This is a genomic window from Streptomyces sp. f51 (genome assembly GCF_037940415.1).
Lineage (GTDB): Bacteria > Actinomycetota > Actinomycetes > Streptomycetales > Streptomycetaceae > Streptomyces.
Map to the genome: position 1 here is coordinate 7,369,158 of NZ_CP149798.1, position 16,404 is coordinate 7,385,561.

Annotated in this window: 18 protein-coding genes; 5 read left to right on the top strand and 13 right to left on the bottom strand. The window is 72.2% G+C overall.

Annotated elements, in window-relative coordinates; translation table 11 throughout:
- On the bottom strand, window positions 1-414 hold the full coding sequence (locus WJM95_RS32035) for a DUF1398 family protein (protein WP_339134090.1): 414 nt from the start codon (window positions 412-414) through the stop codon (window positions 1-3).
- Window positions 415-528: 114 nt separating this feature from the next.
- On the opposite strand from WJM95_RS32035, the gene WJM95_RS32040 reads away from it, so the two are divergent.
- Window positions 529-972: a MarR family transcriptional regulator gene (locus WJM95_RS32040; RefSeq protein ID WP_339134091.1), complete on the top strand. Its 444-nt coding sequence runs from the start codon at window positions 529-531 to the stop codon at window positions 970-972.
- Window positions 973-1,017: 45 nt separating this feature from the next.
- On the opposite strand, the gene WJM95_RS32045 is transcribed toward WJM95_RS32040, so the two are convergent.
- On the bottom strand, window positions 1,018-1,548 hold the full coding sequence (locus WJM95_RS32045; RefSeq protein ID WP_339134092.1) for a hypothetical protein: 531 nt from the start codon (window positions 1,546-1,548) through the stop codon (window positions 1,018-1,020).
- A 123-nt stretch (window positions 1,549-1,671) separates the two neighbouring features.
- Between WJM95_RS32045 and WJM95_RS32050 the strand changes: the two genes are divergently transcribed.
- On the top strand, window positions 1,672-2,193 hold the full coding sequence (locus tag WJM95_RS32050) for a hypothetical protein (RefSeq protein WP_339134093.1): 522 nt from the start codon (window positions 1,672-1,674) through the stop codon (window positions 2,191-2,193).
- Between the two features lie 26 nt (window positions 2,194-2,219).
- On the opposite strand, the gene rph is transcribed toward WJM95_RS32050, so the two are convergent.
- Window positions 2,220-4,820: a rifamycin-inactivating phosphotransferase gene (rph, locus tag WJM95_RS32055; RefSeq protein ID WP_339134094.1), complete on the bottom strand. Its 2,601-nt coding sequence runs from the start codon at window positions 4,818-4,820 to the stop codon at window positions 2,220-2,222.
- A gap of 311 nt (window positions 4,821-5,131) precedes the next feature.
- Complete coding sequence (locus WJM95_RS32060; RefSeq protein WP_339134095.1) at window positions 5,132-6,247, bottom strand: MerR family transcriptional regulator; 1,116 nt, start codon at window positions 6,245-6,247, stop codon at window positions 5,132-5,134.
- 153 nt (window positions 6,248-6,400) lie between these two features.
- Between WJM95_RS32060 and WJM95_RS32065 the strand changes: the two genes are divergently transcribed.
- Entirely contained in the window at window positions 6,401-6,901 is a 501-nt protein-coding gene (locus WJM95_RS32065) for a hypothetical protein (protein ID WP_339134097.1), read from the top strand.
- Between the two features lie 31 nt (window positions 6,902-6,932).
- On the opposite strand, the gene WJM95_RS32070 is transcribed toward WJM95_RS32065, so the two are convergent.
- The 3 genes from WJM95_RS32070 to WJM95_RS32080 are packed head-to-tail and all read right to left on the bottom strand — an operon-like array spanning window position 6,933 to window position 8,183.
- Window positions 6,933-7,310: a toxin Doc gene (locus WJM95_RS32070; protein ID WP_339134099.1), complete on the bottom strand. Its 378-nt coding sequence runs from the start codon at window positions 7,308-7,310 to the stop codon at window positions 6,933-6,935.
- 4 nt (window positions 7,311-7,314) lie between these two features.
- Window positions 7,315-7,566, bottom strand: a complete 252-nt coding sequence (locus WJM95_RS32075) for a hypothetical protein (RefSeq protein ID WP_339134101.1) — start codon at window positions 7,564-7,566, stop codon at window positions 7,315-7,317.
- A gap of 35 nt (window positions 7,567-7,601) precedes the next feature.
- Window positions 7,602-8,183, bottom strand: a complete 582-nt coding sequence (locus WJM95_RS32080) for a MarR family transcriptional regulator (RefSeq protein WP_339134103.1) — start codon at window positions 8,181-8,183, stop codon at window positions 7,602-7,604.
- Between the two features lie 40 nt (window positions 8,184-8,223).
- Between WJM95_RS32080 and WJM95_RS32085 the strand changes: the two genes are divergently transcribed.
- Window positions 8,224-9,138 (top strand): EamA family transporter, encoded by a 915-nt coding sequence (locus tag WJM95_RS32085; protein WP_339134105.1) that lies wholly within the window; start codon window positions 8,224-8,226, stop codon window positions 9,136-9,138.
- 22 nt (window positions 9,139-9,160) lie between these two features.
- Here WJM95_RS32085 and WJM95_RS32090 read toward each other — a convergent pair whose 3' ends face one another.
- The 4 genes from WJM95_RS32090 to WJM95_RS32105 form a co-directional block, all read right to left on the bottom strand.
- Complete coding sequence (locus WJM95_RS32090) at window positions 9,161-9,892, bottom strand: VOC family protein (RefSeq protein WP_339134107.1); 732 nt, start codon at window positions 9,890-9,892, stop codon at window positions 9,161-9,163.
- Between the two features lie 115 nt (window positions 9,893-10,007).
- The gene (locus WJM95_RS32095; protein ID WP_339134109.1) at window positions 10,008-10,925 is read right to left on the bottom strand and encodes an aminoglycoside phosphotransferase family protein; all 918 of its coding nucleotides are present in this window, start codon (window positions 10,923-10,925) and stop codon (window positions 10,008-10,010) included.
- Window positions 10,926-10,947: 22 nt separating this feature from the next.
- Window positions 10,948-11,850, bottom strand: coding sequence for a DUF4239 domain-containing protein (locus WJM95_RS32100; protein ID WP_339134111.1), 903 nt, complete (start codon window positions 11,848-11,850; stop codon window positions 10,948-10,950).
- A gap of 51 nt (window positions 11,851-11,901) precedes the next feature.
- Window positions 11,902-12,672: a hypothetical protein gene (locus tag WJM95_RS32105; RefSeq protein ID WP_339134113.1), complete on the bottom strand. Its 771-nt coding sequence runs from the start codon at window positions 12,670-12,672 to the stop codon at window positions 11,902-11,904.
- 144 nt (window positions 12,673-12,816) lie between these two features.
- Between WJM95_RS32105 and WJM95_RS32110 the strand changes: the two genes are divergently transcribed.
- Complete coding sequence (locus WJM95_RS32110) at window positions 12,817-13,962, top strand: winged helix DNA-binding domain-containing protein (protein WP_339134115.1); 1,146 nt, start codon at window positions 12,817-12,819, stop codon at window positions 13,960-13,962.
- 93 nt (window positions 13,963-14,055) lie between these two features.
- Here the strand turns inward: WJM95_RS32110 and WJM95_RS32115 are convergent, their stop codons facing one another.
- A complete protein-coding gene (locus WJM95_RS32115) occupies window positions 14,056-14,760 on the bottom strand; it encodes a response regulator transcription factor (protein WP_339134117.1) in 705 nt (234 codons plus the stop codon).
- A complete protein-coding gene (locus WJM95_RS32120; protein WP_339134119.1) occupies window positions 14,757-16,220 on the bottom strand; it encodes a histidine kinase in 1,464 nt (487 codons plus the stop codon). Before WJM95_RS32120 ends, WJM95_RS32115 begins: the two co-directional genes overlap by 4 nt.
- Window positions 16,221-16,404: the final 184 nt, after the last annotated feature.

Below are 16,404 nucleotides of genomic sequence, written 5' to 3' on the forward strand. Positions count from 1 at the left end.
CTACAGCTGGACCGCCTCGTACGACTCGACGTAGGAGTCGCCGTCGGCGCCGAAATAGGTGCAGGTGCGGGCCGTCAGGTCGACGTCGTACCGGACGACTCCCGCCGCCCAGCAGCCCTGGACGAACTCGGGGAACGTCGTCCGGCCCGCCTGGTCCGCGCGCAGCGCCGCGACCAGCGCCTCGGGGTCGAAGCGCGGGACCTCGGTCATGCCGCTGATCAGCGTCTCGCCCTGGACGGCCACCGGCCCGGCGGCGGTGAGGTAGAGCATCGCGTTGGACGGCACGGCCATCAGGCAGTGGGTGACGCCGGCCTGGCGCAGTGCCTCGGCGAGGTAGGGGAAACCGCCGGCCTGGGGGCGGACGGCCTCGGCGCGGGCCAGTGCGGCCCGCAGATTGTCGATCGCGTGGGTCATGGGGGCTCTCTCCAGGGTCATGGTGCGGAGGCGCCGCGGAGCGGACACCGCGTAGTACGATGACAACAAATCTACAGACTGACAACATGCTGTCAAAGCGGAGAGGTGGCCGGCGTGCCCCGAGTGCCGGACGAGATGGCCCTGCTGGTCGCCGACGTCTACGAGGCGGCCGGTGTGCTGCGCAGGTCGGGGGAGACGATCGCGGCGGCCGAGGGGCAGACACAGGCGCGCTGGCAGGTCCTCAGCGTCGTTTCCGACGAGCCGCTGTCCGTGGCCCGGGCCGCCCGTCGCCTCGGCGTCACCCGGCAGGGGGTCCAGCGCATCGCCAACGACCTGGCCCGCGACGGACTGGCCGACTTCCGGCCCAACCCCGATCACCGGAGTTCGCCGCTCCTCGGTCTCACTCCCCAGGGGGCTCGTGTGCTGGAAGGGATCACGGACCGCGCCGCGGTGGCCCACCGGCTGCTCGCGGCCGGGATCGAGCCCGCCGAGATCGCCGCCGCCCGGGATGTGCTGCGCCGCGTGATCGAGCAAGTGGGGCAGCAGCAGGGAGAGTAGAGGCCGTCCGGGCCGTCGAGGTCCGGGCGACGGCTGTCCTGCGCGTCACGTCTCCGGTGTCGTCAGCCATCGGCCCGGGTGGCCGGGCGGCAGCTGGAGATCCTCGCGCACGGCGGAGTAGTAGCCCTCGCGGCCTCTGCGCTGGCGTTCCAGAAGCGCCTGCCAGGCTTGGGGATCACGGGTGCCCGCGCGCTGGAAGCGTTCCATCTCCATCACCACGGTCACCCATGTCCGGGCCCGGTCCACCACTTCGCGGCTGCCCAGCATGATCAGGGCCTCGCCCGCGGGATCGCGGTCGTCGGTGGCCCGGGCCAGCAGCGGCTCGGCCTCGTCCAGGGCCAAGGGGTGCGGGTGCGGGTCGTTGCCCAGGTGGGCCGCGACACGGTAGGTGAGCGTCACCGACTTCTTCAGCGACCGGGCGTACTCGGAGTACACGGCGAGGCGCCGCTCGTCCCAGCGGTCCGCGCGATCCCGTTCGAAGCGCTGGCGATCGCTGCGGACGAGGGCCAGATACGAACCCAGGGCGCCGATCACGACGCCTGCGAGTGCCGGGAGTTGCTGAAGAAAGGCGGACATGTGCGCACCGTACCGGCCCAGTTGGAGGAACGGACGGCGGCCGGTGATCTTCCGCCAGGCCGAACACCCCTGCCACCGCCAGGATCTGGTGCCGCCGGTACGGGATGGCCCAAGCTGGCCCCCATGGATTGGTTGCCACTGCTCTCCACGCTGGCCGGGGCCGCCATCGGCGTCGGCTCCACCGTCGTCGCCGACCGGAACCGGTGGAAGCGTGAGGACGCCAAGGACGGGCGCCGGCTGAGGCTCGACGTCTACACGCAGTACACGACCACCGTAAAGGTCCTCGGTGAGACCCTGCGGGCCCTGGCCGAGCGCGGGCACCCCTCCGACGAGGAGCGGGGGCTCGCGCTGCGTGAGGCCTTCCGGGATTCCGGCATCGGTGTCGCCTCGGAACGCATGTGGCTCATCGCGCCCCAACCCGTCGTGAAGGCCTGCGACGGCGTGTTCCACTGCCTGCGCCGCATCTGTGAGGGATACGCCGACGGCACCGTGGTCAGCAGCCCGGAGGACCGCGCGCGCTGGGAGGCCCGTGGCGTGGCGGCCGCCAGGATGCGCAGGCTCATGCGCGAGGACCTGGGCGTCGGCCCCCTCACCGAACGCCACAGCCCGCTTCTCGACGACCGCGGCGACCCGGCCGTGCCCTGACCGCGTCGGTCAGGACAGGATGTCGGTCAGGACAGGATCTCGACGTAGCCGTCGGTGCCGTGCACCCTGATCCGCTGCCCGTCCCGGATCCGCCGGGTCGCCCGGTCCACACCCACGACGGCCGGCAGACCGTACTCCCTCGCGATCACCGCGCCATGGGTCATCAGGCCGCCCACCTCCGTCACCAGGCCCGCGACGGCGACGAACAGCGGCGACCAGCTCGGGTCCGTGAACGGAGTGACCAGGATGTCGCCCGCCTCCAGATCGGCGTCCGCCATGTCGAGGATCACGCGGGCCCTTCCCTCGACCGTTCCCGCGGAGACGGGCAGGCCGACCAGGGCGCCGGCCGGAACGTCGTCGCGACGGTAGGCCCCGCTGACGGCCTCACCGTCCGAGGTCAGCACCCGGGGCGGGGTGAGCGCCCCGTAGGACCGGAACGCCTCCTTGCGCCGCCGCACGAGCCGTTCGTCCACCCGGTGCGTGCGGGCCACCTCGTGGAACTCCTCGAACGTCAGATGGAAGACGTCCTCCCGCTCGCGGAGGACCCCGGCCCGCACGAGCCGGTCGGCCTCCTCCAGCAGGGCGCGTTTGTAGACGAAGGAGCGGCTGACGATGCCGTACTTTGGATACTCCCGGTACCCGGCGAAGGCCCTGACCTGGTCGATCATCCGCTTCGTCGCGTCCGCCCTGCGGTCACCGTCCGGCAGTTGCCGCAGGCGTGCCAGCACCTCCCGTTCCTTCTCCGCCGCCTTCCGCCGCCCCTGCTCGAAGCGCCGCCGGGCGGCGCCCGGTTCGAAGTTCCTGACGTTGTCGAGGATCACGGGCACCAGCGTGGCGGGGCGCTCGCGCCACCGGGGCCGGGTGATGTCGATCTCGCCGACGCAGCGCATTCCGTACCGGTCGAGATAGGCCTCGATGGCGTCGCGGGCCTCGGCACCGCCCGCGACCTTCGCCAGCTCGTCCAGGAAGCCGTCGTCCTCGACGTCCCGCAGGAACGCCACCACGTCGGGCCGCGCCCGGATCACGTCGGCGACGTCGAGCAGCTCAAGTCCCATCTCCGAGGTGATGTTGTCGGGGGCGGACAGCGTCAGCGTGTCGGCCGCGTTCTTCTCGCCCAGCCATTCCAGCAGCCTGTCGTTCAGCCACCAGGTGGCCTCCATCCCCGCCATGATCGCCTGGATGTTCAGCGGATCCCCGAGGACCCGCCTGTGCTCCGCGAAGGCCTCCAGCAGGTACGCGAACAGCTCCGGTCCGGTCTTCGCGCGGATACCGTGCTCCAGAGCCGCGACGGACGCCCTGCTGCGCTCGATCAGTTCGGTGACGATGCCCGGATCGGCCTCGGTGGGGACGGCGGGCACCTCTCCCGCCCGCGGGCCGGCAGGGCCCGCGTCCGGGAGCGGGGGGACGAGACCACTGTGTTCGAGGACGGTCTCCAACGCGTCCCTGACCAGCGGATCACCTCGTCCCATGACCTCCAGGAGCGCGGCGCGGCTCGCGGGCGAGGCCAGGCGCGGGGCGACGTCGACGAACAGCCGTCCGCCGGCCTCGTGCATCGGCACCATCGCCGTCAGCCGCCACAGGGAGAGCCCCAGGGGCTTCATGGGGTCGGTCATCATCTGCTGATGGCCGACGGACACGTAGACGTGGTTCTCCTCGTCGTCCCGCTCGGGAACGGGGAACAGGGTCGTGATCGGCCGGCTCTGGACGATCCGGAAGCCGTCCTCGGCCAGACACCATTCGATGTCCTGGGGGCGGCCGAAGTGCGCCTCGATCCTCCGCCCCAGCTCCACGAGCCGCACGACCTGGTCGTCCGTCAGCGCCGGCAGTTCCCGCCGACGCGGCTCGATCTCCGCTTCGCGCGTGCCGCCGCCCGGCAGGGCGTGCAGGGCACGGTGCTTGGCGGCGATCGTCCGGGCGACGACCTCGCCGTCGCGCACCGTGAAGACGTCCGGGTTCACCAGTCCCGACACCAGGGCCTCGCCCAGGCCGAACCCGGCGTCCACCGTGGCGACCCTGCGGTTCCCCGTCACGGGGTCGGCCGTGAACAGGATGCCGGACGCGTCCGGGAACACCATCCGCTGGACGACCACGGCCATGTGGACCGTCCGGTGGTCGATGCCGTTCCGCCGGCGGTAGGTCACGGCCCGCTCGGTGAAAAGCGAGGCCCAGCACCGGCTGATGTGCCGGAGGATCTCCTCAGGGCCCATGACGTTCAGATACGTGTCCTGCTGGCCGGCGAACGACGCCGTCGGCAGGTCCTCCGCCGTCGCGCTGGAGCGGACCGCGTACGCGGCCCCCCGGCCCAGCCGGGCGAGCGCGCCGGTGATCACCTCCGCGAGATCGGCCGGGACGGCCGTGCCCTCGATGCCTTCCCGGATCCGGGCGCTGAGCGTGCGGACGGCCTCCCGGTCGTCCGGGCTCACCCGCGACAGCTCGTCGAGCGGCCCGTCGATCGACGGCGCCGACGCCATGATCCGCCGGAAGGCGGCCGTCGTCACGCAGAAGCCGTCCGGCACGCGCGTGCCCTCGATCCGCGTCAGCGCGCCCAGGTGCGCGCCCTTGCCGCCGACGTCCGCGATCCGCGTCGCGTCGAGGTCTTGAAGATCCAGCACGTACTGCTCTGTCATCGCGATGCCTCCGAGGCAGCCGTGCTCCGTCGTCCCGCGCTGTCCGATCGCGTCACGGGCGCCTCCCACTCTGTCGAACCCCTTGTCGTGCACGTTCTCATCCCTGAACCCCTCCGGCCCGCCCGCTGACGACCCGTCCGGTGACGAGTCGTCCGGCCGCTCTTGCCGGGCGGAGCACCGACGCGTCCGCGCAGGCCGGGGCACAGGCCGACGATTGTGCGCCCGGACCGGGGCCTTGCGGCAAGCCCCCCTGTGCGCTATACGTTGAGAGAGGCAAGGAGAGGGCTCTCCTTGCCTTCGCCATGTCCGTATCAGGCGACGAGCAGGCGCAGCCCGAGTTCCGCCGTGTCCAGGGCGAGCAGGTCGCCGTTGCGGTCGGCCCACCGGCCCGAGGCGAGGTCGTCGCGCAGCCCCGTCACGGCCCGCCGCTCGGCCTGCGGTCCGACCCTGGTCCACACCGACACCGCGCGACGCACGGACTCCTCCAGGTACGCCTCGGGCCGGCGCCAGTGCGCCTCGAAGAAGCCGTCGGCGCAGTCCCACGGAATGAGCACGGGCTCCGCCCGGCCCCCGACCGCACGCGCCAGTTCGGCCAGGGAAGGCCAGTCGGCGACGAGACCCGAGACCTCGGGCAGATAGTCGCGGGTGAGCCAGAACCGCTCGCGCCACGCCGCGTCGCTGCCGTCGTGCGTGAACACCACCACGCGCCGGGCCACGCGCCGCATCTCGCGCAGCCCGGCGATGGGGTCCCGCCAGTGATGAACGGTGCTGAAGGCCATGGCCGCGTCGAAGGCCCCGTCCTCGAACGGGAGGCGCTCCGCGTCGGCGGCCACACACGGAGCCGAGCCCGCCGGACGCTGTGCCCGCATCACCGCCGACGGTTCCACCGCGGTCACTTCGCGGTCCGGGGGTTCGTACGAACCGGTGCCCGCGCCGACGTTCAGTACCGTTCGCGCGTCCCCGAGCGCCTCCCAGACCCGGGCGGCGATCCGCGGCTCGGTCCGCCGCGTCGCCGGGTAGGCGGAGCCGATGGTGTCGTACAACCGCGCCCCGAACATGGTGAGTTGCTCCTCCGGTGTCGTCCCGATCCCCATGGCCCGTGCCTCCAGTTCCCTGTCGATCGCGATGACGGCCGCCGTCGCCCGGTCCCGTTGTCGCAGCAACAGGCCGCGCAACCGGCGCAGATGGGCGACCGCGTCCGTTCCGGGGTCGTCGACCAGCCGCGCGATCTCGCTCAGTCCGAAGCCGAGTCGCCGGTAGGCGAGCACCTCCCGGAGCCGCTCCACGTCGCCCGCCGCGTACGCCCGGTATCCGGCCGGAGTCCGCGCGGACGGCCGTACGAGACCGATCGCGTCGTAGTGATGCAGCGTGCGGACGCTCACACCGGCGAACTCCGCCACGCGTCCCACGGTCAGGTGTTCCTCCACACCCCCGACGATGCGGCATGACGTCACGTGAGGGTCAAGGTCTCGGGTTCCGCAGCCGTACGCGGCATTGGTGGGGACTTGTCAACTCGGCGGGAGCGCCTTGATAGTTGTCCCGTTCGACGCGGGTCGGGGCGGATGACGGGGAGCAGGCCTTTGAGGCGGGACGAGAGCGTGGCGGAACTCGGCGAGAGACGCGGGAGCTATCCGATAGCGGGTGTCACCGGGGCCCTGCTTCAGATGTTCCGGCGGTTCGCCGTGATCTTCTGCCTCGTCGTGCTGGGATTCCTGATCTTCAAGAGGCCCGACGGCGGGCTCTCCAAAGGGCTGATCACGGTGGCCGTGATCCTCGGTCTGGTCGGTCTGCGGGCCGCCTGGGTCCGGGTGTCCGTGCGGCTCGGGGTGCGCGTGTGTCACCTCCACACCGGTGGCCTCGCCGTCACCGGTCTCTTCGGCCGGCTGAAGCACGTCGTGCCGTGGGACCGGATCACCGTCCTGAAGCACATGTCCAACATGTCGCCCCTGCTCACCTTCCACCGGTTCGAGCTGGTGCGCCGCGACGCCGGGACGGTGGCGATCCTCGTCCTCCAGGCGAAACCGGAGTTCGTGCCGGCCCTGAAGAGGGCGTCGGCCCTGGGCGGCATGCGGGAGGAATGACTGCGGGGCCGTGTGCGCGCCCGACGGGTCGTCAGATGCGCCGGGACCGGATCACGTCGGCCGCGCCGAACACGTCCTTCTTGCCCGCGATGAGGTCCTTGCACAGGTCCACGAGTTCCCCGTAGGGGCTGTCGAGTCCTTCGCCGCTGGCGTGCATGTAGGCGATGGTGACGGCGCACGCGAAGCGGACGTTGAGCGAGGGAAGGGGCCGCAGCAGGAGCAGGGTGTGCAGCAGCGCCGCCGCGCGCCACGAAGCGTCGGGATCGACGCCCAGGCGCGGCGGATCCACACGGTGCCGCGCCACCGCCGCGACGAGCGCGGAGAAGTCGCTGATGTGGGGCTGGTCGGGGAGTGCCGCCTCGTGCTGCCGCAGGAGCCAGCGCACGTCGATGTGGACGACGGGAGCCATGGGTTCAGGCGGCCCTGCCCGTCGTGCGGGTGAGCGGACCGTCGTCGATGCCCGCGGCGGCGATGGCCTCGGCGAGCGCCGGATCGTCGAAGACGCTCCGGAAGACCGCGGCACCCTCCTGGAGCGCCCGGTGGTGGGCGATCGCGCCGGCGGTGGAGGCCCGCACGAACGCCTTCATCGGGATGTTCTGCTCCTGGGCGATCGCCCGCAGGTCCGCGAGTTCCGCCTCGGAGAATTCCACGTTGAGTGCTGCCATGACGGCAGGGTACCGCCGAGGTACCCCGAGCTCAATCATCCCAGCTCAGGGCGCGTACGCGAGGTACCTCCCGGGGTTCCGGGCCCCCGGGTGACCGGCTCGGCGGCACCGCGCGGGTGCTCCAGGCGGGAGAGCCAGGCGGTGAGCAGCGGCTCCAGGGCCTCGGCCTCGGCCGGGGTCAGCAGATCCAGCAGGCGGCGTTCGTTGCGCATGTGGTCGGTGAACGCCTGGTCGATCAGGTCGCGTCCGGGGGCGGTGAGGGCGACGATCCGGCCGCGCTGGTCGTCTCCGGAACGGCGGCGGGTGACGAGTCCGGCCCGCTCCAGGCGGTCGATCCGTTTCGTCATCGCGCCGGTGGTGACCATCGTGTGGGCGGCGAGTTCGCCGGGCGCCCGTTCGTAGGGTTCACCGGCCCGGCGCAGTGCGCACAGGACGTCGAACTCGCCCTCGCCCAGTCCGTAGCGGTCGTAGACGAGGCGCAGTTCCTCGCCGAGTCGGTCGGCCAGGCGGTGCAGCCGGCCGATCACTCCCTGTGGGGTGATGTCGAGGTCGGGCCGCTCGCGGCGCCACTCCGCCTGGATGCCCGCGACGCGGTCGAGAGGTTCTCCGTGCTCCATGCCCACCATCCTATCTTCCCGGGAAGGTATATTGGCTTCCATGGAAGCCAATCTGCGGTGGGTGGCCGTGACGGCGTTCGCGCCGGTGGCCTGGGGGACCAACTACTTCGTGACGCACGAGTACCTGCCGGCCGACCGGCCGCTGTACGGGGCGGCTCTGCGGGCCCTGCCCGCCGGACTCGTCCTGCTCGCCCTGTGCCGGCGGCTGCCGCGCGGCGCCTGGTGGTGGCGCTCCGCGGTGCTCGGCCTGCTCAACATGAGCGTGTTCTTCGTCCTCGTCTACACGGCTTCCCAGCTGCTGCCGACGAGCGTGGCCTCGACCGTCATGGCGGTCGCGCCCCTGACGATGATGCTCATCGCCTGGCCCCTGGTGTCCGAACGGCCCCGGGCCGCCCATCTGGCCGGCGCCGTGGTCGGGCTCGCGGGGGTCTGCCTCTTGCTGCTCACCGGGGTGGACGAGGTGAGCGTCCCGGGTGTCCTCGCCTCGGCCGCCGCCATGCTGGTCTCGTCCTTCGGGTACATCCTGGCCAAACGGTGGAACGCCGGTGCGGACGTGCTCGCCTCGACCGCCTGGCAGCTCACCGCCGGAGGTGTGTTCCTGCTGCCGGTCGCCGCGGTCGTCGAAGGCGCTCCGCCCGCGCTCCCCGGGCCGACGCTCCTCGCGTTCGGCTACGTCACCCTGATCGCCACCGCGCTCGCCTTCGCCGCCTGGTTCACCGGGCTGAGGCATCTGCCCACGGGGACCGTCGGACTGATCGGACTGCTCAATCCCGTCACCGGAGTGCTGCTCGGCACGGTGGTCGCCGGTGAGGTGCTGACCGTTCAGCAACTGGGCGGGCTCGTCCTGGTCCTGGCCGGAGTCGTCCTCGGCAGGCCCAGGCGTGCGGGGGGACGCGGAGCGGCGCGGGTGCCCGGGCGCGGACGGCCGACGGTCCCGACGCCACCAGGGCGATGAGGCCCGCGTCGGGAAGGGGTCGCTATCCGTCCCTCCGTACGAGGAACTCGTTGCCGTCGGGGTCGAGCAGCGGGACCCCCTCGCCCGGGACCTCCGTATCGGCGGCGTGTGCCGCGCCGAGCGAGATCAGGCGATCGATCTCGGCGTCGAGAGAACCGGCAGGAACGGTCAGCTCGAAGAACAGCCGGTTCGCGCCGGTCTTCGGCGCCACCGGGGGACCACCCCAGGTGATCTTCGTACCGCCGCTCGGCGACTGGATCGCGGTCTCCTGGTCCTGGTCCCAGACCAGCGGCCACCGCAGCGCCTCGCTCCAGAAGCAGCCGACCTCACGCGTTCCGTCGCAGGCCAGCGCTCCGATGAAGCCGGTGTCGGCCAGGAACTTGTTGCCCGCCTCGATCACGCAGAACTCGTTGCCGTCCGGGTCGGCGAGCACCACGTGCCCCTCCTCGGGGCGCTGACCCACGTCGAGGTGCGCGCCGCCGAGTTCCAGGGCCCGGGCCACCGTCTGCGACTGGGCCTCGGGGGAGACGCTCGTGAGGTCGAAGTGCGCCCTGTTCCGGCCGGACCTGGGCTCCTGGCTCGGCAGGAACCGGATGCCGAACCCGGCGGCATCGGGCGGCAGGATCGCGATGCCGCCGTCCGGAACGCCGTCGTCGGTGTCGGCCCGCTCCCAGCCCAGGACACCGGACCAGAACGCCGCCAGGTCCGACGGCCTGGTCGCGCGGAAGCAGATCGCGGACAACTGACTGCTCATACCCGTGCATCTCCGATCCGCTGACGCCGACTCGACGAACGTGCCCGGCGGGCGCGTGCAGCCTAGAGATGGCCGTCCGGCCGCCGCATCCCATTTCCGCCGCGGGGGCATCTGTTCAGTGGTGGGCCGATGCGGTCAGACGGCGTAGTGCGGCGTGGGCGGGTGGGCCCCAGGTGGGTTTGCCTCCGGGGCGGCCGCGGACTCCGGCGTCCGCGATGTGGAGACAGCTGAGGGCCCGCAGCACCGCCCAGCCGCGGGCGCGGCGCAGGGTGGCGGAGTCAGGGCTCGGCATGTAGGCCCGGTGGAAGGCGTCTACGGCGCCGTCCGGCAGCAGGATCCAGGCCGCGGCGAGGTCGAAGGCAGGGTCCCCGGCGAAGAGGTCACCGAAGTCGATCACGCCGGAGATCGTGCCGTTCGTGGTCAGGACGTTCGCCGGGTGCAGGTCGCCGTGGAGCCAGAGACGGGGGCCCGTCCATTCGGGCGCGTCGGCCGCGTCCTCCCAGACCGCGCGGACGGCGTCCGGGTCACGAACGAGCCCCAGCCCGGTGGCCGAGGCGAGCGCATGGTCGAGGTGTGCGGCGGTGTCGGCCAGCGGGCCCCCGCGGTCCCGGCCCGCCGGCGCTTCGTCGGGGGCGGGCCGGTGCAGTGCGGTGAGGAAGGCGGCCAGGGCGACGGCCGCTTTCCCGGGATGCGTCGCGGGGGTGCGGTCGGCGGGTTCGCCGGGTACCCAGGTGGTGACGAGCCACGGCCGGGGAAAGCGTTCGGAGGGCTGCCCGAGGCGCTGCGGCACGGGGACGTCCAGAGGAAGGCGCGGGGCGAGGAACGGTACCCACGTGTACTCCTTGCGCAGCAGCGCGTCCGCGGACTCCGTGGCCCAGGGCAGGCGGACGGCGAGGTCGTCGCCGAGCCGCCAGATCTGATTGTCCCAGCCCAACGCCCCGAGTTTCAGGGGGAGTTCCGCCAGGTCGGGGTGCTGCTCACGCAGCAGGTCCCGGATCAGGTCCTCCGTGATGTCCGACGCGGTGATGGTCATGGAGGCAACGGTAGTTGGGCTTCTACTTGCGTGCCCCGGATTCCGTGCCCAGTGCCGGGTGGCCGGGCTTCGTGTCGAGTGCCTGGTGTTCGGGGTTCGTGTCGTGCGTTCCTCCGGTCCAGTACTGGGCCAGGGCTCCCTCCTTGTACGGGGCCGGGCTGACGCTGAGTTCGCCCGCGAAGGGGCGGTCCAGGACGAAGACGAGGAGCAGGCTGAAGCCGACGAGCCCGGCGACCGAGGCGACGAAGAGGATCTGGACCCTCAGTTTGCGCATGCCGTAGAGGAACGTGAGCGGGATCAGGACCAGCGCGCCGCCGAAGGCCAGAACCTGGAGCAGCGGCGGGAGTTCCTGGCGTGCCATGGTGATGCGGGCGCGGCGCTGGGAGGCCACGTCGTTGAGGTGGTTCACCGCCTCCTCGTAGAAGACCTGCTCGCTCTGACTCTTCGGGTCGTACTCCTGGAGCGCCTGGAAGGCGGCGCCGAGGTGGACTTCTGTGGCTCCGTAACTGGGGTTCCCGGCGCGCATCCGTGGCCACTGGTCCTCGACGACCGCGTGGACGTATCCGTTCATGGTGGAGTCGAGACGGGTCCGCACCTGTGCCGGGAACGCGCCGGCGTCACGGGTGATGAGCGCCGCGTCCGTGGCCTCGGACGCGACGATGGTCTGGGTGTCCTCCAGTTGGGTCCAGAGGGTGACGATGACGAAGGCGAGAATGATCCCGTAGATCGCGCCGAACATGCCGAGTGTGACCCCGACCATCTCGTTGTGTTCACCGCGTGCCACCGAGGGATATCTGCGGCGCAGCAGCACACTGCCGCCGACGGCGAGGAGGACGGTTCCCCCGACGATCGCGACGGCCAGCGCGAAGGTGCTGAAGTGGTTGAGCAGCCAGAGCGAGAGATGCGTGGAGTCTAGAGGGGACACACCCGCCCAAACGCGGACCGAGGACGGCGGCTACGGGTGTGCCCGGCAAGTTCACACCACTGGGTGAGAGTCCAGGTCGTCGTACGTCCTGAACGTGTAGGTCGCGTCGTAGGTCATCAGATTTCCGGTCGGCGCGGGCAGCCCAAGACGTCGGTTCAGCGCCGAGGTCAGGGGCCCGCAGTGCTCGGCGGCGGGGGCCGTGAAAGCGTCGTCGTAGGCCGAGAATTTGATCACCGGCGGATCCTGCGAGACCCATTCCGAGGGTCCCGAGCGCTTGAGCCGGAAATCGATCGGAGCGTCCGCCCCGATGGTGCACCCGTGCGACAGGAGCGGGCTCGACAACCGCAGACGGAGGCTGAACTGCCCTGTGTAGAAGTCGGATCGACCGCCGTACACCGGCTGGATCGCCAGTCGCAGCAGCCCCGCGTGGTCGCCCGCCGCGGTGTTGGTCAGGCCGCCGGGAACGGCCGTCGGTGTGCTGTGCATCGCACCCCACACCTGTCCGTCGGTGCCGTCCGGCATCGGTCCCTCGGCGTGCGTCATGGTGATGGGAGCGAGCGCCACTTGGATCGTGCCCATGGTCAACAGGGGTGCCGCCGTGTGGACTTCGCAGCGCCAGCGGGCCGGGTCGGTCCCGGCGGGCAGGGCGGGGCAGTCGCTGAAGTCGGTGACGGTCGCGGGGGCGGCGGAGTCCGGTTCCGCGTACGCGAGGCCCGGCGTGTACGCGCCCACCAGTCCCGCGAGGGCGGCGGCTCCGGCGAGGGTGAGCCCGGCGCGGCGGGCGAGGGAGGGGCGACGGCTGTCCGAGGCGGTGTTCGACATGCCCACAGCGTGCTGGCCACGCCCCCGGCGCCGCTATCGGTGACGTCCCCGCCTCGACCCTGAGACGACCCTGACGGCATGTCAGGGAGGAGCCGTGACCGTGTCCGGGGACGCACGGCGGCGCGGGGGCGGGATAATTCCGGCGTGACCTTCACCGAGCGACAGCTCACCCTGGCGACCCTGGACCGTCAACTGCTCCTGGAACGCGGGCGTCTGGATGTGGCGGAGGCCGTCCGCCGGGTCTGTGCCGTGCAGGCCCAGGCGCCCGTGTCGCCGTACGTGGCCCTGTGGAACCGGGTGGAGGGCTTCGTGCCCGAGGAGCTCGACGCGGCGTTCGCGGACCGGCGGATCGTCAAGGCGACCCTCATGCGGATCACCCTGCACGCCGTCCACGCCGACGACTACGCGCCCTACCACGCCGCCATGGTCCGGAGCCTGCGGGCGTCGCGGCTGTACGACCGCCGCTACACCTCGACCGACCTGACCGAGGAGGACGCCGACGGGATGCTGCCGAGGCTCGCCGCGTTCCTGGCCCGCCCGCACACCGGGGCCGACGTGGAGGCGGAGTTCACGGCCGGCTTCGGCGAGGAGGCGCAGCGCGTGTGGTGGGCGCTGAAGACGTACGCGCCGATCCAGCACGTGCCGACCGGCGGTCCGTGGTCCTTCCGCCTTCCCAACACCTACCGCGCCTCCCCTGTCGACCCCGGCGCGGAGACGCGGGAAGCGGCGGCGGAGGGTGTGGGACGGCTCCTGCTCGCCCATCTCCGGGCGTTCGGACCGGCGTCGGCGCGGGACTTCGCCCGCTTCACCCTGCTGGGACGACCGGCGATCACCCAGGCGCTGGACGAACTGGGGGACCGGGTCGTACGGGTTCCCGGGCCGGGACGCGCCGTCCTGTACGACCTGCCGGGCGCCACCGTGCCCGACGAGGACACCCCCGCACCGCCGAGGCTGCTTCCGATGTGGGACAGCACACTGCTCGCCCACGCCCTCCCCGGGCGCGTCATGCCCCAGGACCTCCGGCCCCTCGTCGTCCGGCGCAACGGCGACATCCTGCCCACCCTGCTCGTCGACGGCCGGGTCGCCGGGGTGTGGCGCACCGTGGACGAAGGGCTGGAACTGACTGTGTTCCGCAAGCTCGGCACGGCGGACTGGCGCGCCGTGACCGAGGAGGCGGAGAAGCTGGCGGCCCTGCTCGCCGAACGGGACCCGACCCCGTACAGCCGCTACAACCACTGGTGGGACAAGGGAATCCCGGGCGTGGAGACCCGGCGGGTCAAGGGGAGTTGAACCGGGCCCGCGGGGGACCGCGTGGTGAACGGCCCCTGGTCCTCAGCCCGTGCCGGGCGCCTGGTCCTCAGTCCGTGCGGGGCGCCTTGGCCCTCAGCCCGTGCCGGGCGGCCCCTGCGGGGAGATCAGGCCGCTCTCGTAGGCGAGCACGACGGCCTGCACGCGGTCCCGCAGGTCGAGTTTCGACAGGATGCGGCCCACGTGCGTCTTGACCGTGGTGGGGCTGAGTATGAGGCGGTCCGCGAGTTCCGCGTTGCTGAGGCCGGTGGCCAGCAGGCGCAGTACTTCCAGTTCACGCGGGGTCAACCCGGACAGGTCGCGGTTCAGGCCGGTCCGCGGGGACTCCTGGCGGTGCGCGAAACGCTCGATCAGCCTGCGGGTGATGGTGGGCGCGAGCAGCGCGTCACCGGAGCGCACCAGACGCACGGCCGCCACCAGGTGCTCGGGGGTGACGTCCTTGAGCAGGAAGCCGCTCGCTCCTGCGGTGAGCGCCGCGTACACGTAGTGGTCGAGGTCGTACGTCGTCAGGATGACGACCCGGGTGCCGTCGAGGCCGTCGGGTCCGTCGGGGCGGTCGCCGAGAATGCGGCGGGTGGCCTCGATGCCGTCCATCCGCGGCATCCGGATGTCCATGAGGACGACGTCGGGCCGGGTGCGTCGCACGGCCTCGACCGCCTCGGCCCCGTCCGCCGCCTCGGCCGTCACCTCGATGCCGTCGGCGGCGAGGATCATCCCGAATCCCGTACGCACCAGGGCCTGGTCGTCCGCGATGACGGCGCGCAGCGCGGGCGCGTTCACACCGCCTCCCACGGGACGCGGGCCGTGACCCGGTATCCGCCGGTGGGCGCGGGACCGGCGGTCAACTTGCCGCCGTAGACGGCCAGTCGCTCGCGCAGCCCGATCAGCCCGCGGCCGTTGCCGTCCACCGGGGGCGAGTCTCGCACGGCGCCCGTGTCCGTGACCTCCAACTCCAGCCAGGAGCCGGAGAAGCCGATCAGCACCGCCGCCTCGGCCCCCGCCGCGTGCTTGATCGTGTTCGTGAGGGCCTCCTGCACCACGCGGTACGCCGTGAGTTCCACCCCGGGCGGCAGTGGCCCCGGCGGCAGCGACACGGTCAGGCGCACCGGTGTTCCGGCGGCCCGCACCCGCTCGGCGAGGGCGTCGAGCTGTCCGAGTCCCGGCTGCGGCTCCAGGCCGTCGGCGGCGATGTCGGCACCCGCGTCCGGGCCCGCCAGCAGGCCCATCACATGGCGGAGTTCGGCCATCGCCGCACGGCCGCCGGCCTCCACCGCCAGCAGCGCCTCCTTGGACCGCTCCGGCGCCGCGTCCATCACCTTGCGCGCCGCGCCCGCCTGTATGACCATCACGCTCACATTGTGGGTGACGACATCGTGGAGCTCGGCGGCTATTCGGGCACGCTCCTCCGCGACGGCCCGGCGCATCGCCTGCTCCTGAGCCTGCTGAAGGTCCGTGAAACGCTTCCGGCTGGCCTCCAGACGCAGCCGTCCGAGCCGGACCAGGCCGGCCAGCACCCCGACGACCAGGAGCACCACCGCGGGGCTCGACCAGCCCGGGAGCATGGGATCGGTGTCCCGGAACGCGACACCCGCCAGTACGGCCGTGAAGATCAGTGCCGCCAGAGCCCGCGTGCGGTAGCGGCTGCGCGCGACGGCTCCGTACGCGGCGACGCTCCAGGTCAGCACGTTGATCCAGGAGACGGCGTCCCCCAGGGCCAGCGCGGCGGCGGCGATCACTCCGAAGGCGAGCAGCGGATAGCGGCGCCTGGCCACGAGCGGCAGCGCCGACAGCACGACCAGGACCGTGGGCGCGGAGGGCCGCGGGTCGCGCACGGTTCCCGGGCCGGGAGCCGGAGGCCGCACCGGGTGAGGGATCGCGTCCCGGCTCACGGTCACGGCCCTGGAACTGATGCGGACCGGTCCGTCGCCCGGGTAGCGCGCGGCCACGAACAGCGCGACCACGGTCAGCGCGAGCGCCAGCACGACGTCCACGCGCACCGCGCGCCGGGACAGCGGCTCGGCCTCACCCTGCGGCCGCATCGCCTCGCGCACCCGCGCCCACCACGCCCCCGGCCGCACCGCGTCGCGCACACCCGCCCACGACCTCTTCGGCCGCATCGCGTCGCGCACACCCGCCCACCACGCCCCCGGCCGAGGCAGGTCGCCCGCCGGTGGCCGCCAGGCGTCCGTCCCCGCCCCCGCTCCATCACGCGGCCGCCCGTACGGGTCCTCCTTCTCCATGCGCACATTGTGCGGGCCCGTGCCACCGGTCCACGTCCCCCTGGGGGACCGGCCCACCTGTCCGCCGGGCGTACTCCTCCAGGACGACCCCGCGGCCGGGTCCTCCCGGGGGAGGGCCCCATGTCGGTGCCACGGTCGACGCGCCGCTCCCGCGTCCGCCCGTACGTTCACCGGACCCGCACGG